The sequence below is a fragment of the Agromyces sp. CF514 genome, assembly GCF_900113185.1.
In the GTDB taxonomy this organism is placed as follows: domain Bacteria; phylum Actinomycetota; class Actinomycetes; order Actinomycetales; family Microbacteriaceae; genus Agromyces.
On the sequence record NZ_FOZD01000002.1, the window covers coordinates 836,768 to 855,364 of the forward strand.

At 71.8% G+C, this 18,597-nt stretch carries 18 protein-coding genes; 8 read left to right on the plus strand and 10 right to left on the minus strand.

Annotated features, from left to right (window positions below):
* Window positions 1-24: 24 nt before the first annotated feature.
* From BM342_RS16590 to BM342_RS16600, 3 genes are all read left to right on the plus strand, one after another.
* The gene (locus tag BM342_RS16590) at window positions 25-1,353 is read left to right on the plus strand and encodes a hemolysin family protein (RefSeq protein ID WP_092968102.1); all 1,329 of its coding nucleotides are present in this window, start codon (window positions 25-27) and stop codon (window positions 1,351-1,353) included.
* Window positions 1,350-2,387: a hemolysin family protein gene (locus tag BM342_RS16595; protein ID WP_092968104.1), complete on the plus strand. Its 1,038-nt coding sequence runs from the start codon at window positions 1,350-1,352 to the stop codon at window positions 2,385-2,387. The genes BM342_RS16590 and BM342_RS16595 overlap by 4 nt, the downstream gene beginning before the upstream one ends.
* 156 nt (window positions 2,388-2,543) lie before the next feature.
* On the plus strand, window positions 2,544-2,978 hold the full coding sequence (locus BM342_RS16600) for a VOC family protein (protein ID WP_177232230.1): 435 nt from the start codon (window positions 2,544-2,546) through the stop codon (window positions 2,976-2,978).
* Window positions 2,979-3,032: 54 nt separating this feature from the next.
* Here the strand turns inward: BM342_RS16600 and BM342_RS16605 are convergent, their stop codons facing one another.
* Both BM342_RS16605 and BM342_RS16610 read right to left on the minus strand, forming a co-directional pair.
* Complete coding sequence (locus BM342_RS16605; RefSeq protein WP_092968106.1) at window positions 3,033-4,166, minus strand: NADH:flavin oxidoreductase/NADH oxidase; 1,134 nt, start codon at window positions 4,164-4,166, stop codon at window positions 3,033-3,035.
* Window positions 4,163-4,804, minus strand: a complete 642-nt coding sequence (locus tag BM342_RS16610; protein WP_092968770.1) for an HAD family hydrolase — start codon at window positions 4,802-4,804, stop codon at window positions 4,163-4,165. The genes BM342_RS16605 and BM342_RS16610 overlap by 4 nt, the downstream gene beginning before the upstream one ends.
* 24 nt (window positions 4,805-4,828) lie before the next feature.
* Here BM342_RS16610 and BM342_RS16615 point away from each other — a divergent pair, with 24 nt between their 5' ends.
* A complete protein-coding gene (locus BM342_RS16615; protein WP_092968108.1) occupies window positions 4,829-5,686 on the plus strand; it encodes an ADP-dependent NAD(P)H-hydrate dehydratase in 858 nt (285 codons plus the stop codon).
* Between the two features lie 64 nt (window positions 5,687-5,750).
* Here BM342_RS16615 and BM342_RS16620 read toward each other — a convergent pair whose 3' ends face one another.
* The 3 genes from BM342_RS16620 to BM342_RS16630 form a co-directional block, all read right to left on the minus strand.
* Complete coding sequence (locus BM342_RS16620) at window positions 5,751-6,542, minus strand: amino acid ABC transporter ATP-binding protein (protein WP_218154952.1); 792 nt, start codon at window positions 6,540-6,542, stop codon at window positions 5,751-5,753.
* Complete coding sequence (locus BM342_RS16625; RefSeq protein WP_369823184.1) at window positions 6,539-7,456, minus strand: amino acid ABC transporter permease; 918 nt, start codon at window positions 7,454-7,456, stop codon at window positions 6,539-6,541. The genes BM342_RS16620 and BM342_RS16625 overlap by 4 nt, the downstream gene beginning before the upstream one ends.
* Window positions 7,457-7,528: 72 nt before the next feature.
* Window positions 7,529-8,371, minus strand: a complete 843-nt coding sequence (locus tag BM342_RS16630) for an ABC transporter substrate-binding protein (RefSeq protein ID WP_092968112.1) — start codon at window positions 8,369-8,371, stop codon at window positions 7,529-7,531.
* A 96-nt stretch (window positions 8,372-8,467) separates the two neighbouring features.
* Between BM342_RS16630 and BM342_RS16635 the strand changes: the two genes are divergently transcribed.
* The 4 genes from BM342_RS16635 to BM342_RS16650 all read left to right on the plus strand — a co-directional run bounded on the left by BM342_RS16635 (window position 8,468) and on the right by BM342_RS16650 (window position 12,512).
* Complete coding sequence (locus tag BM342_RS16635) at window positions 8,468-9,727, plus strand: glycosyltransferase 87 family protein (RefSeq protein WP_092968114.1); 1,260 nt, start codon at window positions 8,468-8,470, stop codon at window positions 9,725-9,727.
* A 22-nt stretch (window positions 9,728-9,749) separates the two neighbouring features.
* Window positions 9,750-10,064, plus strand: coding sequence for a thiamine-binding protein (locus BM342_RS16640; RefSeq protein WP_092968116.1), 315 nt, complete (start codon window positions 9,750-9,752; stop codon window positions 10,062-10,064).
* Window positions 10,065-10,233: 169 nt separating this feature from the next.
* Window positions 10,234-11,100 (plus strand): CPBP family glutamic-type intramembrane protease, encoded by an 867-nt coding sequence (locus BM342_RS16645; RefSeq protein ID WP_092968118.1) that lies wholly within the window; start codon window positions 10,234-10,236, stop codon window positions 11,098-11,100.
* 137 nt (window positions 11,101-11,237) lie between these two features.
* Entirely contained in the window at window positions 11,238-12,512 is a 1,275-nt protein-coding gene (locus BM342_RS16650) for an MFS transporter (protein WP_092968120.1), read from the plus strand.
* A 60-nt stretch (window positions 12,513-12,572) separates the two neighbouring features.
* Here BM342_RS16650 and BM342_RS16655 read toward each other — a convergent pair whose 3' ends face one another.
* The 5 genes from BM342_RS16655 to BM342_RS16675 all read right to left on the minus strand — a co-directional run bounded on the left by BM342_RS16655 (window position 12,573) and on the right by BM342_RS16675 (window position 18,555).
* Window positions 12,573-13,223, minus strand: a complete 651-nt coding sequence (locus BM342_RS16655; protein WP_092968122.1) for a response regulator transcription factor — start codon at window positions 13,221-13,223, stop codon at window positions 12,573-12,575.
* Complete coding sequence (locus BM342_RS16660; RefSeq protein WP_092968124.1) at window positions 13,216-14,520, minus strand: hypothetical protein; 1,305 nt, start codon at window positions 14,518-14,520, stop codon at window positions 13,216-13,218. Before BM342_RS16660 ends, BM342_RS16655 begins: the two co-directional genes overlap by 8 nt.
* On the minus strand, window positions 14,517-15,677 hold the full coding sequence (locus tag BM342_RS16665) for a sensor histidine kinase (protein WP_092968126.1): 1,161 nt from the start codon (window positions 15,675-15,677) through the stop codon (window positions 14,517-14,519). Before BM342_RS16665 ends, BM342_RS16660 begins: the two co-directional genes overlap by 4 nt.
* Before the next feature lie 132 nt (window positions 15,678-15,809).
* Window positions 15,810-17,015, minus strand: a complete 1,206-nt coding sequence (locus BM342_RS16670) for a homoserine O-acetyltransferase MetX (RefSeq protein ID WP_092968128.1) — start codon at window positions 17,013-17,015, stop codon at window positions 15,810-15,812.
* Between the two features lie 214 nt (window positions 17,016-17,229).
* The gene (locus BM342_RS16675; RefSeq protein WP_092968130.1) at window positions 17,230-18,555 is read right to left on the minus strand and encodes a bifunctional o-acetylhomoserine/o-acetylserine sulfhydrylase; all 1,326 of its coding nucleotides are present in this window, start codon (window positions 18,553-18,555) and stop codon (window positions 17,230-17,232) included.
* Window positions 18,556-18,597 lie beyond the last annotated feature (42 nt).

Consider the following 18,597-nt stretch of genomic DNA (forward strand, 5'->3'; position numbering starts at 1 on the left):
CCGTGATCGACCGGGGAGGTGGCGATGTCTGAGTGGATCCTGCTCGGAATCGGACTCCTCCTCACGGTCGGCACGGGCTTGTTCGTTGCGAGCGAGTTCGCGCTCGTCAACCTCGATCGCGCCGATCTCGAAGCGCGCCGTTCGCGAGGTGAGACGAGGCTCTCGCTCACCATCTCGGCGCTGAAGATCACCTCGACGCACCTGTCGAGCGCCCAGCTCGGCATCACGCTGACGACCCTGCTCACCGGCTACACGATGGAACCCGCGATCAGTTCGCTGCTCGCCGGGCCGCTGGCCGCGATCGGCGTGCCGGAGGCGGTCATCCGTCCGGTCGGCGCGATCACCGCGGTCGTCGTCGCGACGCTGCTCTCCATGGTCATCGGCGAGCTCGTGCCGAAGAACTTCGCGCTCGCGCTGCCGCTCGCGACCGCCAAGGTCGTCATGCCCTTCCAGACCGCGTTCACCTGGGTCTTCCGCCCGGCGATCGTCGTGCTCAACGGCAGCGCCAACGGCGTGATCCGCGCCTTCGGCATCGAGCCGAAGGAGGAGCTCTCCGGTGCGCGCTCGGCCGAGGAGCTCTCCTCGCTCGTGCGCCGCTCCGCGAGCGCGGGCCTGCTCGAGCAGGACACGGCGACCCTGCTCGGGCGCACGCTGCGCTTCGCCGACCACGACGCATCCGACGTCATGACCCCGCGGCCCGCGGTGTCCGCCGTGCAGCGACAGGACTCCGCGGAGACGGTGCTCGAGCTCGCCCGCCAGACGGGCTTCTCGCGCTTCCCGGTGTACGACGAGAACCTCGACGACGTCGTGGGGCTCGTGCACGTCAAGCAGGCGGTCGCGGTGCCCCGTGAACGGCGTGCGGACGTCCCGGCGTCCGCCCTGCAGTCCGAGGCGCTGCGCGTGCCCGAGACGATGACCCTCGACGTGCTGCTCGGCGAGCTGCGCGGCCGGGGGTTCCAGATGGCCGTCGTGGTCGACGAGTACGGCGGCACCGCCGGCGTCGCGACCCTCGAGGACCTGGTCGAGGAGCTCGTGGGCGAGGTGGCAGACGAGCACGACCGCACCCGCGCGGGCATCGTGCGCCGCGAGGGCTCCGTGGCCTTCCCCGGCATCCTGCGGCCCGACGAGCTCGTCGACCGCACGGGCATCCGCGTGCCCGAGAACGGCGACTACGAGACCGTCGCGGGCTATGTCATCTCCGAGCTCGGCCGCCTTCCGGCGGTCGGCGACGAGGTGCGCATCGACGGCGGAACGCTCACGGTGCAGCGCCTCGACGGTCGCCGCATCGACCGGTTGCGGTTCATCCCAGATCCGGTGCCGGCCGACGACGACGAAGCAGGTGGTGAGCGATGAGCGACTGGATGGGCATCGTCTGGCTCGTCGTGCTGCTGCTGGCGAACGCCTTCTTCGTGGGCGCGGAGTTCGCCGTGATCTCGGCGCGTCGCTCGCAGATCGAGCCGCTCGCCGAGCAGGGCAGGCGCAGCGCCAAGACGGCGCTCTGGGCCATGGAGCACGCCACGCTCATGCTCGCCATGAGCCAGCTCGGCATCACGATCTGCTCGCTGCTGATCCTGAACGTCTCCGAGCCGGCCATCCACCACCTGCTCGAGGTGCCGCTGCACCTCACGGGCTGGTCCGAGGCCGTCATCTCGACGGTCGCGTTCGTCGTCACGCTCGTGCTCGTCTCGTACCTGCACGTGGTGTTCGGCGAGATGGTGCCGAAGAACCTCTCGTTCTCGCTTCCCGAGCGCGCGGTGCTGCTGCTCGCACCGCCGCTCGTGTTCATCGCGCGGATCTTCCGTCCGGTGATCGTGGCGCTGAACGCGACCGCGAACGGCGTGCTGCGGCTGTTCCGCGTCGAGCCGAAGAGCGAGGCCAACTCGACCTTCACGCTCGACGAGGTGCAGACCATCGTCGACCGTTCGCGCGCCGAGGGCATGCTCGCCGATGCGAGCGGCACGCTGAGCGCGGCCTTCGAGTTCACGACCAAGCGGGTGGCGGATGTCGCGCTGCCGCTGTCGGCGCTCGTGAGCCTGCCGCAGACGGCGACGCCCGCCGACGTCGAGCGGGCGGTCGCCCGCCGCGGCTACTCGCGCTACGTGATCGTCGACGCCGAGGGCGACCCCGAGGGCTACGTGCACCTGAAGGACGTCATCGACCTGCGCGACGAGGAGTTCGACGACCCGATCCCCCCGAAGCGCATCCGTCGTCTCGTGTCGATCTTCGAGGGCACCGATCTCGAGGACGCGCTCGCCACGATGCGCCGCCTCGGCACGCACGTCGCGCGGGCGTTCGACGAGCAGGGGGCGACGACCGGCGTGATCTTCCTCGAGGACATCATCGAGGAGCTGGTCGGCGAGGTGCAGGACGCCACCCGGCGGGGCTGAGCGCCCCGCATGAACGGCCGGCCGCGGCATCCGTCTCCGGATGCCGCGGCCGTCGTCGTCTCGGTCGTCTCGGTCGTGCCGTTCGTTCCGACCTGGGTCGCGGGCGATCCCGCCGGGCGTAGACTCTCGGCCGACCCGAGGATCCGAGGAAACATCATGTTCGAGAAACTCATGGCGACGGCCGTCCTCCCTGCGTCGGACCTCGGCCGAGCCAAGACCTGGTGGCACGACGTGCTGGGCTGCGATCCCGCGTACGAGGACACCGAAGGCGAGGCCCTCTTCTACGAGATCGGCGGCGTCACCGTCATGGTCTACCGCACCGACTTCGCCGGAACCGCGCAGAACACCGCGTTCAACCTCATGACCGACGACCTCGACCGCGACATGACCGCGTTGCGCACCCACGGAGTCGTGTTCGAGGATTACGACCTGCCCGGCCTCAAGACCGTCGACGGGGTCGCGGACTTCGGCACCGAGCGGAGCGCGTGGTTCATCGACACCGAGGGCAACATCTTCGCGATCGGCCAGATGTCGGACGAGCGCATGGAGCAGGCGATGCGGATGAGGGGGTCCTCCGCCGGGACCGCCTGATGCCGGACCGCCTGATGCCGGGACCGCCTGGCCACGGCGCTCAGGCGGAGCCGCTCACCACTCGCCGTCGTTGACCTCGGGCCTCGCCCGCAGGTACTGCACGGGCCACATGCCGCTGCCCGCGCCGAGTTCGTGCGCGGCCCGCAGCGCGAAGTGCGGGTCGCGCATCATGGCCTTGCCGAACATCACGGCGTCGGTCGCGCCCGAGGCGACGAGCTGCTCGGCGTGCGCGGCGTTCGTGATGCGCCCGACGGCCGACACCGGGACGTCGCCGTGCTCGCCGACGTACTCGGCGTGCCCGGCCTGGTATCCGGGACCGACCGGGATGTCGGCATGGGCGACGAGGCCGCCCGTCGAGACATCGAAGAAGTCGGCGCCGGCGTCTTCGCACCAGCGGGCGACGGTCGCGGTCTGGGCCTCGTCCCAGCCGCCCTCGACCCAGTCGGTCGCCGAGAAGCGCACGAACATCGGCACCTGCTCGCCGATCTCGGCGCGCACCTCGCGCACGATCTCGAGCAGCAGGCGCGCACGGCCCTCGAGGTCGCCGCCCCAGCCGTCGTCGCGCAGGTTCGACAGCGGCGAGAGGAACTGGTGCACGAGGTAGCCGTGCGCGGCATGCACCTCGACGAGGTCGAAGCCCGCGTCGAGCGCGCGCCGGGCGGCGGCACGGAAGTCGGCGATCACCTGTCGGATGCCCGCCTCGTCGAGCGCGACGGGTTCGCGCAGCCCATGGAACGCCTGCGCCGATGCGGAGACGGTCTGCCAGCCGCCCTCGTCGAGCGGCTGCGACCCGCGCCTGCGCACGGTCTCGGGCCACACGGACGCCTTGCGGCCGGCGTGCGCGAGCTGGATGCCCGCGGCCGCCCCCTGCGAGCGGATGAACCTCGTGACGCGCGACCACGCCTCGGCCTGCTCGTCGTTCCAGAGGCCCGTGTCGTAGTCGGAGATGCGGCCCTCGGGGCTCACGGCCGTCGCCTCGGCGATGACGAGGCCCGCGCCGCCGGCCGCCATCGAACCGAGGTGCACGAGGTGCCAGTCGTGCGGCACGCCGTCGCGCTCCGTCACCGAGTACTGGCAGAGCGGCGGCACCCACACGCGGTTGCGGATCGTGAGCGCCCTGATGGTCAGGGGCGAGAAGAGGGCGGATGCCGCGGGCGCGACGTCGTCCGCCTCGAGTGCGGGGCTCATGCGGCGAGCCCCCTGAGCCACGACTCGAGCGAGGCGGCATCCGTGAACACGTGCGCGTCGCCGCCGACGGCGAGCGAGCCCGCCACGTTCTCGGCCTTGTTGTCGACGAACACGAACTGCGACGGCTCGATGCCGAGCTCGGCGATGACGTGCTCGTAGATCTCGGCGCCCGGCTTCACGAGCCCGAGCTCCCCGCTCACGAACACGCGCTCGAAGAGCGGTGCGAACGAGCCCGACCGGAGCCAGCCCGAGAAGTCGGCACCCGCATTCGAGAGCAGGGCGAGCCGCGTGCCGCCGGCGCGCAGCGCGTGCAGCACACCCAGCGTGCCGGGGTCGACGCTCAGCCAGCTGCGGTGGTCGAGCGCCCACAGCTCGTGCACGTCGACCGGACCCCAGTCCGCGCCGAGATCGCCCGCGACGGCCGCCCAGTACGCGGCGATCGAGACGGTGCCCTGGTCGAGGCCCTCGCGATGACGCCAGTACGCCTGCCAGAACGCGGACTCGTCGTCCGTCGCGCCGGCCCGGAGCACGAGCGCGGCACGATCGACGTCGCTCGGCGCGCGAGAGACGACCTCGCCGTAGTCGAAGACCACGACGCGAGGGGAGAGGTCGATGGGTTCGAGGACTGTCGCAGACATCGCCATCCAACCTATCGTTGGAGCATGGCCACCGAGTGGAGAACCTGGTCCGCAGCCGATGCCGCCGCATGGATCTCGCCGCCCGGCGTCGACGACGACAAGTACACGCGCGGCGTGGTCGGGCTCGTGTCGGGCTCCGTCGAGTTCCCGGGGGCCGCGGTGCTCGGCGTCGAGGCGGCGCACCGCACGGGCGTCGGGCTCGTGCGCTACATCGGCCCGCGCGGAGTCCGAGCAGCCGTGCTCCTGCGCAGGCCCGAGACGGTCGTCGGCCGCGGTCGGGTGCAGGCGTGGGTGCTCGGCTCGGGCATCGACCCGACGCGGCGCTCGTTCGTGCTGCTCGGTGACCTGCAGCACGCGCTCGCCGACGGCGTTCCGGTGGTGCTGGACGCCGGCGCGCTCGACCTCGTGGGCACGCACACCGCGCCGACCGTCATCACGCCGCACCAACGGGAACTCGCCAGGCTGCTCGCCGCGCGCGAGGTGCCCTCGAGCCTCGACGAGATCCGCGACGATCCGGCGGCCTGGGCCGAGCGCGCCGCGCACGAACTCGGCGTCGTCGTGCTGCTGAAGGGGGCGACGACACGCGTGTGCGATCCGGACGGCAACCGGTACGTCGTCGAGGCGCCGACGCACTGGCTCGCGACCGGCGGCACGGGAGACGTGCTCGGCGGCATCCTCGGCGCGCTCGCCGCGACGCATCATGCCCGGCTCGCCGACGACGCGGCCGCCCTCACCGCGCTCGCCGCGACGGCCGCATGGATCCAGGGGGAGGCGGCGCTGCGGGCGAGCACCGCGAACGGCGGGGGGCCCGTCGTCGCGCTCGACATCGCGCAGTCCGTGCCGGGGGTGGTCGGCGACCTGCTCGCGCACCGCGCGGGCTGATCCGCGGGCGTTCCTCGGGTCGATCCGCACGTGCGAACCGCGCCGCATGGCGGCTGCCGCGCGGCTACGCCCCGAGGAACCTCGTCAGGAACTCGCGCGTGCGGGCCTCGCGCGGTGCGGTGAAGAACTCGAGGGCCGGCGCGTCCTCGATGATGCGGCCCGCGTCGAGGAACACGACCCGATCGGCGACCTCGCGCGCGAAGGCCATCTCGTGGGTCGCCATCACGATCGTCGTGCCGCGTTCGGCGAGCGAGCGCACGAGCGCGAGCACCTCGCCGACGAGCTCGGGGTCGAGCGCGCTCGTGACCTCGTCGAGCAGCAGCAGCTCGGGCCCGGTGGCGATGGCGCGGACGATGGCGACGCGCTGCTGCTGTCCGCCCGAGAGCCGGTCGGGGAACGCCTTCGCGAAGTCGGCGAGCCCCACCGAGTCGAGCAGCTCGAGCGCCTTCGCCTCGGCGGCCGCCCGCGGCATCCGGTGCACGAGCCGCGCGGCGAGCGTGACGTTGTCGAGCACGCTGAGGTGGGGGAAGAGGTTGTAATGCTGGAAGACCACGCCGATGCGCGCGCGTAATGCGTCGGCGTCGACGCGCGGATCGCTCACGTCTTCGCCGTCGAGCAGGATCACGCCGTCGTCGATGGTCTCGAGCAGGTTGATCGTGCGCAGCAGCGTCGACTTGCCCGAACCCGAGGCGCCGACGAGCGCGACGACCTCGTGCGCGTCGACGTCGAGGTCGACCCCGTCGAGCACGAGCTTCGGACCGTACGAGCGACGGATCCCGCGGAGACGCAGGAGCCCCGGAGCGGCGTGCTGCGTGGCGGATGAGCCGGGCATGCCCGCCGTGGACGACTCGCTCATACGATGCTCCCGCCCTGCTCGCGCACGCGCATGCGCGCCGAGAGCCAATCGGTCAGCCGGATCATGGGCCAGGCGAGCAGCACGAAGAGCAGCCCCGCCACGACGTACGGCGTGAAGTTGAAGTAGTGCGCGACCTCGATCTGCGCGGCGCGCACCGCGTCGATCGCGCCGAGCACCGAGATGAGGCCGACGTCCTTCTGCATGGCGACGAAGTCGTTCATGAGCGCCGGAGTGACCTTGCGCAGCGCCTGCGGCAGCACCACGCGACGCATGGTCTGGCCGTGGCTGAGGCCGAGCGAACGCGCGGCGAGCCGCTGCGACGGGTGCACGGCCTCGATGCCCGCTCGGAACACCTCGGAGACGTACGCCGAGTAGGTGAGGATCAGCGCGATCGTGCCCCACACCGCGACGGGGACGCGCGGGAAGAAGTCGAGGCCGGGGATGCCGTAGCCCACGAGGTAGAGCACGATGATGAGCGGAACGCCGCGGAACAGGTCGGTGTACCCCGCCGCGAGCGCCCGCAGCGGGAAGAACACCGGACCGCGGAGCGTGCGCAGCGTCGCGAGCAGCAGCGCGACGATGACGACGCCGATCGCCGCGACGACGAGCACCTGGATGTTCAGCCAGAGGCCCTCGAGGATGCGCGGCAGCGAGGCGATCGCGACCTCGGGGTCGAAGAACGACTCGCGCACCTTCGCCCACCCGGGCGAGCCGGCGACGGCCCAGACCAGCAGGGCCGCGAACACGATCGTCGAGACGATGCTGACGAGCACCGAGCGTCGCGTCTGCTTGCGCCGGAACGTCCGGCGCGAGAGCTCGAGCTCGCTCGGCCGCCACCCGGGCTCGTTCGACGCACCCGTCGCGTCGAGTTCGGTCGGGCCGCGCGACGCGCCCGCCTTCGTAGATTCAGCCACCATGCAACGGTAGCGGCGCACGCGATCGCCCGCGTGCGCCGCCGGTCGTCTCAGTCGATCGGACCGGATCGATCAGTCGAGCAGCGGGGCCGCGTCGCCGCCGAGCCACGTGGTCGCGAGCTCGTCGAGCGTGCCGTCCTCGCGCAGCGCGTCGACGGCTGCCGTCACATCCGCGGTGAGCGGGGAGTCCTTCGCGAGCACGAGGCCGAACTCGTCGCCGCCCGTGGTCGCGGGCAGCTGGCCGACGATCTTGCCGCCGTCGAGCTCGGCACCGGTCAGGTAGAACGCCGTCGGCAGGTCGACGACGATCGCGTCGACCGTGCCGTTCTGGAGCGCGAGCTTCGCGTCGTCGTTCGTGTTGAACACCTGCGCCCCCGCGGTCGGCGCGATCTCGCTCTCGATCGCGTCGAAGCTCGTCGTGCCGACCTGGGCGCCGATCAGGAGGTCCTTCAGGTCGGCGATCGAGGTGGCGGATGCCGCGGGCGAGCCCTCGACGGTGACGACGACCTGCGTGGTCTCGTAGTACGGCGACGAGAAGTCGACGTTCTCGGCGCGCTCGGGCGTGATCGAGAACTGCTGGAGGTTGATATCGAAGTCCTTCGGGCCCGGCGCGATGGCCTGGTCGAAGGTCGTGCGCACCCACACCACGTCGGCGGCGTCGAACCCGAGCTGCTCGGCCACCGCGTAGGCCACGGCCGGCTCGAAGCCCTCGCCCGACTCGGGGGCGTCGTCGATCACCCAGGGGAAGTACGCGGGCTCGCCCGTGCCGACCGTGAACTTGCCGTCGGTGACGTACCCCGACGCGGAGGCGTCGTCGGACGAGCCGCCGTCGCCGGAGCCGCCGGACGAGCAGGCGGCGAGGGCGAGTGCTGCGGATGCCGCGACGAGGATCGCGGCGAGTGGGCGTCGGGTCATGGCTGCCTCCGGTGGGGTCGTGCTCCAAGCTTCGCCGATCCGCGGTCCGCCCGCGGGAAGCGTGGCGGAATGTGACACTCGGATAGGCTCGCCGTCATGACGGACGGGAGCGAGCGCGGTGCGCCCGCGGCATCCGTCCGTCGTCTGCTCGGCACGCGCGCGGCCCTCTGGGTGGCCTTCGTGCTCGTGCACGCGCTGCTCGTCTGGCTGAACCTCGCGGCGCCCGGCCTGCCGCTCGGCGACGTCACCGGCGTCTACCGGGTGTGGGCCGAGAACGCCTCGAACGGCTGGCTGCGCATGGGCATCGACGCGCCGTGGGTGTACCCGATCCTCGCGTTCGTGCCCATGGCGGCCTCCCTCGCGTTCGGCACCGCGTGGTACGCGCAGGCCTGGCTCGCGATCGTGGCCGCGCTCGACGCCGTCGCCTTCTCGGTGCTGCTGGGGTCGGCGCGCCTGTCGCGCACGCGACGTGCCGCGGCGTGGTGGTGGCTGGGGTTCCTGGTGCTGCTCGGCCCGATCGCGCTCGGCCGCATCGACGCGGTCACGGTGCCGATCGCGATGCTCGGCCTGCTCATGGCGGCGGGGCGTCCGAGGGTCGCCGCGGTGCTGCTCACGATCGGCGCGTGGGTGAAGGTGTGGCCCGCCGCCCTCGTCGCCGCGTTGGTGATCGCCTCCCGTCGCCGCCTCGAGGTCGTGGGCATCGCAGCGGCGCTGAGCGTCGGCATCCTGGGCGTCAGCGTGCTCGCCGGCGCGGGCCTGAACGCGTTCGGCTTCATCGAGGAGCAGGCCGGTCGCGGCCTCCAGGTCGAGGCACCGCTCGCCGTGGCGTGGCTGTGGCAGATCGTCGCAGGCTCGCCCGACGTGCACGTCGTGTATTCGCAGGAGATCCTGACGTTCCAGATCGACGGGCCAGGAGCGGATGCCGCGGCGGCGCTCACGACGCCCCTCATGGCGGTGGGCGTGCTCGTCGTCGTGCTGCTCGGGGTGCGCGCCGTGCGTCGGGGTGCGGTGTTCGCGCGCGTGCTGCCGCCTCTCGCGCTCGCGTTCGTCGTCGTGCTCATGCTCGCGAACAAGGTCGGCTCTCCGCAGTTCGTCACGTGGCTCGCGGCGCCCGTCGTGCTGGGGCTCGTCTACCGGCCGAGGCGGTTCGCGGTGCCGGCGCTGATCGCCGCGGCGACCGCGCTCTGCACGCAGATCATCTACCCCTACTGGTACGGCTGGTTGCTCGCCGCCGACCCGGCGTTCGTGCTGGTGCTGTCGCTCAAGGTCGCGCTGCTCGTCGCACTGCTCGTGTGGGCGGTCGCGACCCTGTGGCAGGCTGGAGTCAGGCGGGAGCCCGCGCCCATCACCGGGTGATCGCGCCCCGCGAGGAGGACTCATGCTGGTGGCATTCTCGGTCGCACCGAGTGGAACCGGACGCAGCGACGGCAGCGTGCACGACGCCGTCGCCGCGGCCGTCAGGATCGTGCGGGAGTCCGGCCTGCCGAACCGCACGTCGTCGATGTTCACGGAGCTCGAGGGCGAGTGGGACGAGGTGTTCGACGTCGTGCGCCGGGCGACCGAGGCGGTGGGCGAGTACGGCTCGCGGGTCTCGCTCGTGCTGAAGGCCGACATCCGGCCGGGCTACACCGGCGAGCTCGACGCGAAGGTCGAGCGGCTCGAGGCCGCGATCGACGAGGTCGCGGCCGAATAGGACGCGACCGAAGAGGGCGCGACCGACGAGGCCGCGACCGAATAAGGCGCGACCGAAGCGGGCGGCGGGGCGTACTCGGAGCCCGATCGCGCGGGTCGTTGCCGCGCCTCTCGACCCGTCGGCCCGGTCGCGTCCATACTTGGCGGAGTCGATCGAGGGGAATGGCTGCATGACCGAGCACGCGGAGCAGGGATCCGTCTGGAGGCGCTTCTGGAATCGGGGCGGCTGGTGGCGGGCGCTCCTCATCACCGTCGTCTATGCGATCGTCTACCAGCTGATGGGGCTCCTCGTCGGAGCGCTCTTCGGCGGACTGATCGACCAGGACGCCCCGTTCGGCGACCCCGCGGGGATCTTCTTCGGCGTCGCGCTGCCCATCGTGCTCGCCGCGGCGCTGCTGACCGTCTTCGTCTGGTCGGTCGGCTGGTGGCCGAGCCTGCTCGGCCGTCAGCCCATCGCAGGCCGCCCGTGGATGTGGCTGGCGGTGGCGCTCGTGGTCATCCCGATCGTCATCAGGCTGTTCGCCACGAACTGGTCGGCGTACTCGATCGCCGTGGTGCTCACGACGCTGTTCATGGGGTTGTGCGTCGGGTACGCCGAGGAGCTGATCACGCGTGGCGTCGGCGTGAACCTGCTGCGCAAGGGCGGGTACAGCGAGCGCGTGGTCATGCTGCTCTCCTCGCTGCTGTTCGGGCTGCTGCACTCGACCAACGTCCTGAGCGGGCAGCCCGTCGTGAACGTCGCGATCACCGTCGTGTACGCGTTCGGGTTCGGCGCCATGATGTACCTGTCGATGAGGGTCACCGGCAGCCTGGTCTACGCGATGCTGCTGCACGCGGCAACGGATCCGACGACGTTCCTCGCGACCGGCGGCATCGATGCGCACGGTGCGGCCGGCGGTAGCGACGGCCTGCTGTCGATCGCGGGCCTGTTCAACTACGCGTACATCCTGTTCGCGATCGTCGCGATCTTCCTCGTGAAGGGCAGGGTGCGGCCGAAGCTCGCCGCGACCGCCGACGAGGCGGCAGAGCTGGGCTGACGCCGGCGATGCGCCGGCGAGGCCCGTCACGACGACGAGCGCGCCGGCTCGGCAGGCTGCCGGAGGGAGGGCGACCCTGAGCGCCCCGATCCGGAACCCGGATCGAATCGATTCGATTCCTGTGCGACAATCGACGGATGAGCAGCCGAACCGATCAGACGTCGACCCTTTCGCCGACCCGCGTCCGCCTCGCGCTGCTCGCGCTCGCGCTCGGCGGGTTCGGCATCGGATCGACCGAGTTCGTCGCCATGGGCCTGCTGCCCGAGATCGGCCGCGACCTGCTGCCCGCACTCGCCGCGAGCTCGCCCGACGACGCGAACGCGCAGGCCGGCTGGATCATCTCGGCCTATGCGCTCGGCGTCGTCGTGGGCGCTCCGACCATCGCCGCCGTCGCCGCACGGTGGCCGCGCAAGCGCCTGCTGCTGACGCTGCTCGTCGTGTTCACGCTCGGCACGATCGCCTCGGCGCTGCTGCCGACGTTCGAGCTCGTGCTCGCCGCGCGGTTCCTCTCCGCGCTGCCGCACGGCGCCTACTTCGGCATCGCCTCGCTCGTCGCCGCGAGCCTCATGGGTCCGGGCAAGCGAGCTCGGGGCGTGGCGCTGGTGCTGTCGGGCCTCACGATCGCGAACGTCATCGGGGTGCCGCTCATCACCTGGCTCGGCCAGGCGCAGGGCTGGCGCACGGCGTACCTCGCCGTCGCGGGCATCTTCGCCCTCACGTTCGTCGCCGTCGCGGTCGCGGTTCCCTGGCAGGCGGGCGACCCCGGCGCCACGCTCGCCCGCGAGCTGAAGGCCTTCTCGCGCGTGCAGGTCTGGTTCGCCCTCGCGATCGGCGCCATCGGCTTCGGCGGGCTGTTCGCCGTCTACAGCTATGTCGCCCCGCTCGCGACCGAGGTGACCGGCCTGCCCGCGTCGATGGTGCCTGTCGTGCTCGTCGCCTTCGGCCTCGGCATGACCATCGGCAACTTCGTCGGCGGTCGCCTCGCCGACTGGAGCGTGCGCCGCAGCATGTACCTGTTCTTCGCAGTGCTCGCCGTCGCCCTGTTCGTGCTCGGGCTCACGGCCGCGAACCCCGTGGGGCTCTTCGTCGGCGTGTTCCTGATCGGCGGCTCGTCGGCCGCGCTGTCGCCGACGATCCAGGCACGGCTCATGGATGTCGCGCGCGACAGCCAGTCGATCGCCGCCGCCCTGAACCACTCGGCGCTGAACATCGGCAACAGCCTCGGCGCGCTGCTCGGCGGCCTCGCGATCGCCGGCGGACTCGGCTACGTCGCGCCCATCTGGATCGGCCTCGGGCTCACCTTCGCCGGCATCGCGCTCGCGATCGCGTCGTTCGCGATCGACCGGTCGCGCGGGCGCCGCGGCGTCGTCGTGCCGTACGCGACCGGGGCCATGGCGGCCGTCGAGGTCTGAGCGCCGGGCGGTGCACGCGGCGACGACGGCGCCGGACGCCGCGCCGCGGCATCCGCCCGCTCAGTCGGACTGCAGCAGGATGCCGTCGAGGATCGCGCGCTTGCGCAGGGCGACCTTGGTGCCCACGTCGAAGCCCGACAGGCGGTACTTCTCGCGGATGCGCTTGAGGTAGCTCTTCGCCGTCTCTTCGGAGATGCCGAGCTGGAAGGCGACCGCCTTGACCGGCTGGCCGGCGCCGTAGAGCGCCATGACCCGGCGCTCCTGCGCCGACAGCTTGGGAACCGTGCCCTCGGCCGCGAGCGCGACCGCGAGCTCGTGCGTGAGGTAGGTCTCGCCGTTGCGGGCCGCGCGGATCGCCTCGACGATGTTCTCGACCGGTTCGGACTTGACCAGGTAGCCGAGCGCGCCGGACCCGAGCGCCTCGCGCACGACGGCCGGCTCGGAGTACGTGCTCATGAGCATGGTCTGCACGCCTGCCGACTTCAGCATCGACAGCTTGAGCGAGACCGGGATGTTGTCGCGCAGGTCGAGGTCGAGCAGCACCACATCGACGGGGAACGCCGGATGGGCGAGCAGTTCGGACCACGACGGCACTGCGGCGACGAGGTCGATGTCGGCCGCCGTGCCGCGGAGCCACTCGGAGAGGGCACCGAGCAGCATGCGGTGATCGTCGACGATCGCCAACCGGATCGGTTCAGCGGTGTCAGCCATTCGACTTCTCCTCAATCGGTCGGCCAGACTGGTGGAACTGGCCTGGCGCGTGCGCCTCGGGTTCGATGCGACAGGTGATCTCGATGCGGAACCCCGAGGCAGCGGTGACCAACTGGTGCACTCCGACACTAGCGACTGCGTCCCACGTTGCGGGATCGACGCGTCGATGTGTGACTCCGTCGACGTGGATCGTGATGTCGACGGAGGTCGCGAGGTGGCCGTCATCGGCGTCGGGATCGGCGTCGTCGGGCATGGCGTCGTCGGGCTCGCGGCAGCTCACCTCGACCGAGGCGGGCACCGCCGACGGCTTGGACGGATCGGCCACGAGCAGCCACAGGGCGAGCAGCAACCCCTCGCGCTGCGCAGCCGAGAGCGGTCCGGCGAGCCCCGTCGGATCGTCGACCTGCACGCGCCCGCTGAGGTACTGCGACTCCGCGACCGCGTGCCGGAGCCAGGTGTCGTTGCGGCCCTCGATGAGCCGGATGCGCAGTCGCGCGGCGAGGTCGCTCGCGTGCGCGGCGTCCGCGTCGGAGAGCGGCAGGCCGATGCGCCCCGCCGCGACGTCCTCGAGCAGGTTCTCGGCGTCGAAGTCGAGTCGGGCGAGCTCCTCGGAGGCGCGCATGCCGACCGCCGATCGCGCCGTGCCGACGGTGCTCTGCACGAGCGAGAGGTCGGCCTCGTGCCGCACGACCCGGCTGAAGCCGCGGAGCATCGCGACGGTCACCGCCACGGGCAGCACGGTGGCGACCGCGAGTGCGAACAGCGGCACGGCGGCACCGCCCGCGACCGGGATCTGCACGGCCGCCTCGACCAGGATCGCCGCCGCGACCCCGCACGCGACCACGAGCGGGACGACGCGCGAGCGGATCGTCGACACGGGCATCAGCACGGCGCCGACCGCAGGGGCGGCGGTCGGCAGCACCCCGATCTGCGCGAGTCCGGACGTGGCCTGGATGTCGAGCCAGGCCGGAGCGATGAGCCCCGCGAGCAGCAGCACGTACAGCCAGTCGGGCATGCCGCGGAACACCTGCCAGCCGACGCAGCCGACCGCGACGACCGCGGCGAGGGCGAACCAGCCCGCCCAGGGGCCGAGTCCGGGCGGGAAGTACGGCGCCATGGTCGCCGCGTGGACGAGGTGTCCGGCGATGATGATGCCGGCCGCGATCGTCGCGCCGATCGCGAGCCGGCGGCCGCCGTGGCTCGAGCGGATGTTGCTCGCGGCCCTGGCCGAACGCGCCGGCCGCAGGAACGAGTGCTCGCCGAGCGTCGAGGCGAGGGCTCCGGTGCGAGTGCTCACGGCTTCGGCACCTCCAGCATGACGGTCGTGCCGGATCCGGGGGAGGAGAAGACGCGCGCCCGCCCGCCGACGGCGGTGAGACGTCCGACCACCGACTCGGCGTACCCGAGCCGTGCCGGGTCGATGTCCTCGGGCTCGAAGCCCGCGCCGGAGTCCGTGACCATCGCACGCACGGCGTGCTCGTCGTCGGTGATGGTGACGTCGGCCTCGGACACGCCGGAGTGCCTGCGCACGTTCTCGAGGCACTCGCCGAGCGCGCCGACCAGGGCGTCGAGGGTCTCGCGGGGCAGCATGAGCTGGCCGGCGCCGTGCCAGTTCACGTCGAGGCCCATGCGCACGAAGCGCTGCCGGACGGATTCGAACGTGGTGCTCAGCAGGTCGTCGTGCGAACCGGGGGAGAAGATCGCGTTCGACCCGTTGTCGAGGGGGACGCCCAGGCGCAGCTGGCGCAGCAGTCGCGCGTCGTCGCCCGCCTGATCGCGCAGCGCGTTCGCACCGACGCCCACCCCGGAGTGCGCGAGCAGCGAGAGCGTCGCCAGCACGGTGTCGTGCAGCACGCGGGCGTCCTGCCGCTGCTGGGACTCGAGCTCGCTGGCGATGCGCTCGGCCTCGTGCGCGCGGCCGACCTCGCCGATGCGGACCTCGGCGATGCCGATGCCGTTGTCGAGCCAGGCGCCGAGCACGGCGAGCGAGGACCAGCCGACGACCGTGCTCAGCGCCACGTCGGCGAGGCCGTGCCCGGCGATGACGGAGGCGATCACGGTGGACGCGACGATGAGCGCGGCCGAGGCGCCGACGAGGAGCACGCCGTGCCGACGCACGACGAGCGGCGCGGCGATGGACGCCGAGGTGACGCCCCCGGTGACGGCGAGCGCGGTGACGGTGGCGGGGTCGGTCACGGGCGCGGACCCGAGCGTCAGCATGAGGGTGACGGATGCCACGACGACGCCCGCCGCGGCGGCGAGCGAGCCCCGCGTGGCGTACACCAGGACGAGCCCGGTGAGCACGATGGTCAAGGCCAGCGCGAGCGCGAGTTCGGGCGTGCTCGCCGATCCGGGCACGAGCAGGCAGAGGAATGCGCAGACGGCGCCGGTGGCGCCGGTGATGCGCGCGAGCCGCCTGAGCAGGCGGTCGCGTTCCTTGTGGATGCGCTTCATTGCACCCCCCGTCGGTGTGCGCCACACTTCATCGTCGGCCTTCGACGGCCGTCCCGATCTGGGGGGCCGGCCGTGCGGGGCACCGCACGAATCTTCCGTCTCCTCGAACTGTACCGGAGAGCTCGCCCGCGGTCAGCGGGAGAGCAGGTCGGTCAGTGCTGCGCCGACGGCCTCGTGCTCGATGAGGAACGCGTCGTGGCCGTATTCGGAGTGCACGACCACGGGCTCGGCCCCGTGGATGCTGTGCGGCAGGCCCGCGGCGAGCTCGACCTGCCCGGTCAGCGGGAAGTACCGATCGCTGTCGATGCCGAGCACGAGGCTCTTCGCCTCGACCCGCGCGAGGGCTGCGGACACGCTGCCCCGCCCGCGGGCGAGGTCGTGCGAGTTCATGGCCTCGGTGAGCACGAGGTAGCTGTTCGCGTCGAACCTGCGCGTGAACTTGTTGCCGTGGAAGTCGAGGTAGGACTCCACGGCGAACCGGCCGCCGCCGCCGAGCGGATCGAGGTCGCTCTGCCAGCTGCGCTCGAACCGATCGTTGAGCTCGGCCGCGGTGCGGTAGTTCAGCATCGCCATGCGGCGCGCGAGCGCGAGGCCGCGGGACGGGCCGACGCCGTCGGGTGCGTCGTAGTAGTCGCCGTCGCGGAACGCGGGGTCGGAGCGTACGGCCTCGAGCTGCACCGAGTTCAGCGCGATCTGGTCGGCGGTCGTCGCGGCGGGTGCGGCGAGCACGGCGATGCGCTCGACCGCGGCCGGTGCCTCGATCGCCCACTCGAGCACGTGCATGGCGCCCATCGAGCCGCCGACGACGGCTGCGAACCGCTCGATGCCGAGTGCGCGTGCGAACGCGATCTGCGCCCGCACCTGGTCGCGGATCGTGACGAGCGGGAACCGCGACCCCCACTCGGCGCCGTCGGGTGCGAGCGACGACGGCCCGGTCGAGCCCTGGCATCCGCCGAGCACATTCGGCGCGACGACGAAGTAGCGGTCGGTGTCGATCGCGAGGCCGGGGCCGACGACGCCAGGCCACCAGCCGGCGCTCGCGTGCGCGGGCCCGGCGGGGCCGACCACGTGGCTGTCGCCCGTCAGCGCGTGCAGCACGAGCACGGCGTTGTCGCGCGCGGGGGAGAGCTCGCCCCACGACTCGTACGCGATGCGGATGCCGGGCAGCGAGCGCCCCGACTCGAGCGCGAGGTCGCCGATCTGCACGAACCGGCGATCGCCGACCGCGTCGCCAGCGCGCCACGCGCCCGTCACGGGGGCGCGCCCGGCGACCGCGGCCGTCTGCGCCTCGGGGATGATCGGCACCGGTGTCGCGTCGGTCGTGGTCTGCCAGTCCATGTTCTCGATTCTCCCGAATGCCGGGGCGGCCCGGGGCTTTGTTACACGAGCGTGCCGCGTGATGGGCGGCGCGCGGGTGCGGTTCGGGCGTGTGGTACGGAGAACGGCGGATGCCGCGGGCAGGCGCTGCCCGCGGCATCCGCCGTTCAGGTCGTGCTCGGCGTGGTGGTGCTCGGCGCGGTCGACCTCGACGTCGTCGACCGCGCCGTCGGTGCTAGAGGCGCGCGGCCGCCGTCGCCGCGCGTGCCGCCGCGAAGCCGGCTTCGAGGTCGGACTTGAGGTCCTCGACGTTCTCGATGCCGACCGACAGGCGCACGAGGCCCGGCGTGACGCCGGTCGTGAGCTGCTGCTCGGGCGTGAGCTGGGAGTGCGTGGTCGATGCGGGGTGGATGACGAGCGAGCGCACGTCTCCGATGTTCGCGAGGTGGCTGAACAGGTCGAGGTTGTCGACGAGCGCGCGACCGGCGTCGACGCCGCCCTTGAGCTCGAACGAGAGCACCGCGCCGACGCCCTTGGGGGCGTACTTGTTGGCCGCGGCGTACCACGGGCTCGAGGGCAGCCCCGAGTAGTTGACGCTCGCGACGTCGGGGTGGTTGTCGAGCCACTCCGCGATCTCCTGCGTGTTCGACACGTGGCGCTCGATGCGGAGCGAGAGCGTCTCGATGCCCTGGATCAGCTGCCACGCGCTCGCCGGGGCGATCGAGGCGCCGAGGTCGCGCAGCAGTTGGACGCGCGCCTTGATGATGTACGCGAGGGGATCGCCGACCGCGGCCGTGTAGCTCGCCCCGTGGTACGACGGGTCGGGCTCGGTGAGGCCGGGGAACTTCTCGACGTTCTTCGACCACTCGAACGTGCCGCCGTCGACGATGATGCCGCCGATGACCGTGCCGTGGCCGCCGAGGAACTTGGTCGCCGAGTGCACGACGATGTCGGCGCCGTGCTCGAACGGGCGGATCAGGTAGGGCGTCGCGATCGTGTTGTCGACGATGAGGGGGATGCCGGCCTCGTGCGCGATGCCCGCGACGAGCTCGATGTCGAGCACGTTGATCTTCGGGTTGCCGATGGTCTCGGCGAAGAACAGCTTCGTGTTGGGGCGCACCGCGCGGCGCCACTCCTCGGCGTCGTCCTGGTTCTCGACGAACGTGGTCTCGATGCCGAGCTTGCCGAGCGTGTACTTGAAGAGGTTGTAGGTGCCGCCGTAGATCGAGCTCGACGAGACGATGTGGTCGCCCGCCTGCGCGATGTTCAGCACGGCGAACGTCTCCGCCGCCTGGCCGGATGCGACGAGGAGGGCGCCGGTGCCCCCTTCGAGCGCGGCGAGGCGCTCCTCGACGACCGCCTGCGTCGGGTTCATGATGCGCGTGTAGATGTTGCCGAACTCGGCCAGCGCGAAGAGGTTCTGCGCGTGCTGGGCGTTGTCGAACACGTACGACGTCGTCTGGTAGATCGGCGTCGCACGCGCGTGCGTCACCGGGTCGGGTGCTGCGCCGGAGTGCACCTGCTTGGTCTCGAAACGCCAGTCGGCGGCGCGTTCGCTCATCGTGTTCTCCTTCTGGGGCGTGCTCTGGTTCTGGGGCTGATC

Excerpts from the sequence above, each read along its gene's own strand:
- BM342_RS16590 (WP_092968102.1), top strand. The coding sequence starts at position 25 with ATGTCTGAGTGGATCCTGCTCGGAATCGGACTCCTCCTCACGGTCGGC.
- BM342_RS16595 (WP_092968104.1), top strand. The coding sequence starts at position 1,350 with ATGAGCGACTGGATGGGCATCGTCTGGCTCGTCGTGCTGCTGCTGGCG.
- BM342_RS16600 (WP_177232230.1), top strand. The coding sequence starts at position 2,544 with ATGTTCGAGAAACTCATGGCGACGGCCGTCCTCCCTGCGTCGGACCTC.
- BM342_RS16605 (WP_092968106.1), bottom strand. The coding sequence starts at position 4,166 with ATGAGCCCCGCACTCGAGGCGGACGACGTCGCGCCCGCGGCATCCGCC.
- BM342_RS16610 (WP_092968770.1), bottom strand. The coding sequence starts at position 4,804 with ATGTCTGCGACAGTCCTCGAACCCATCGACCTCTCCCCTCGCGTCGTG.
- BM342_RS16615 (WP_092968108.1), top strand. The coding sequence starts at position 4,829 with ATGGCCACCGAGTGGAGAACCTGGTCCGCAGCCGATGCCGCCGCATGG.
- BM342_RS16620 (WP_218154952.1), bottom strand. The coding sequence starts at position 6,542 with ATGAGCGAGTCGTCCACGGCGGGCATGCCCGGCTCATCCGCCACGCAG.
- BM342_RS16630 (WP_092968112.1), bottom strand. The coding sequence starts at position 8,371 with ATGACCCGACGCCCACTCGCCGCGATCCTCGTCGCGGCATCCGCAGCA.
- BM342_RS16635 (WP_092968114.1), top strand. The coding sequence starts at position 8,468 with ATGACGGACGGGAGCGAGCGCGGTGCGCCCGCGGCATCCGTCCGTCGT.
- BM342_RS16640 (WP_092968116.1), top strand. The coding sequence starts at position 9,750 with ATGCTGGTGGCATTCTCGGTCGCACCGAGTGGAACCGGACGCAGCGAC.
- BM342_RS16645 (WP_092968118.1), top strand. The coding sequence starts at position 10,234 with ATGACCGAGCACGCGGAGCAGGGATCCGTCTGGAGGCGCTTCTGGAAT.
- BM342_RS16650 (WP_092968120.1), top strand. The coding sequence starts at position 11,238 with ATGAGCAGCCGAACCGATCAGACGTCGACCCTTTCGCCGACCCGCGTC.
- BM342_RS16655 (WP_092968122.1), bottom strand. The coding sequence starts at position 13,223 with ATGGCTGACACCGCTGAACCGATCCGGTTGGCGATCGTCGACGATCAC.
- BM342_RS16665 (WP_092968126.1), bottom strand. The coding sequence starts at position 15,677 with ATGAAGCGCATCCACAAGGAACGCGACCGCCTGCTCAGGCGGCTCGCG.
- BM342_RS16670 (WP_092968128.1), bottom strand. The coding sequence starts at position 17,015 with ATGGACTGGCAGACCACGACCGACGCGACACCGGTGCCGATCATCCCC.
- BM342_RS16675 (WP_092968130.1), bottom strand. The coding sequence starts at position 18,555 with ATGAGCGAACGCGCCGCCGACTGGCGTTTCGAGACCAAGCAGGTGCAC.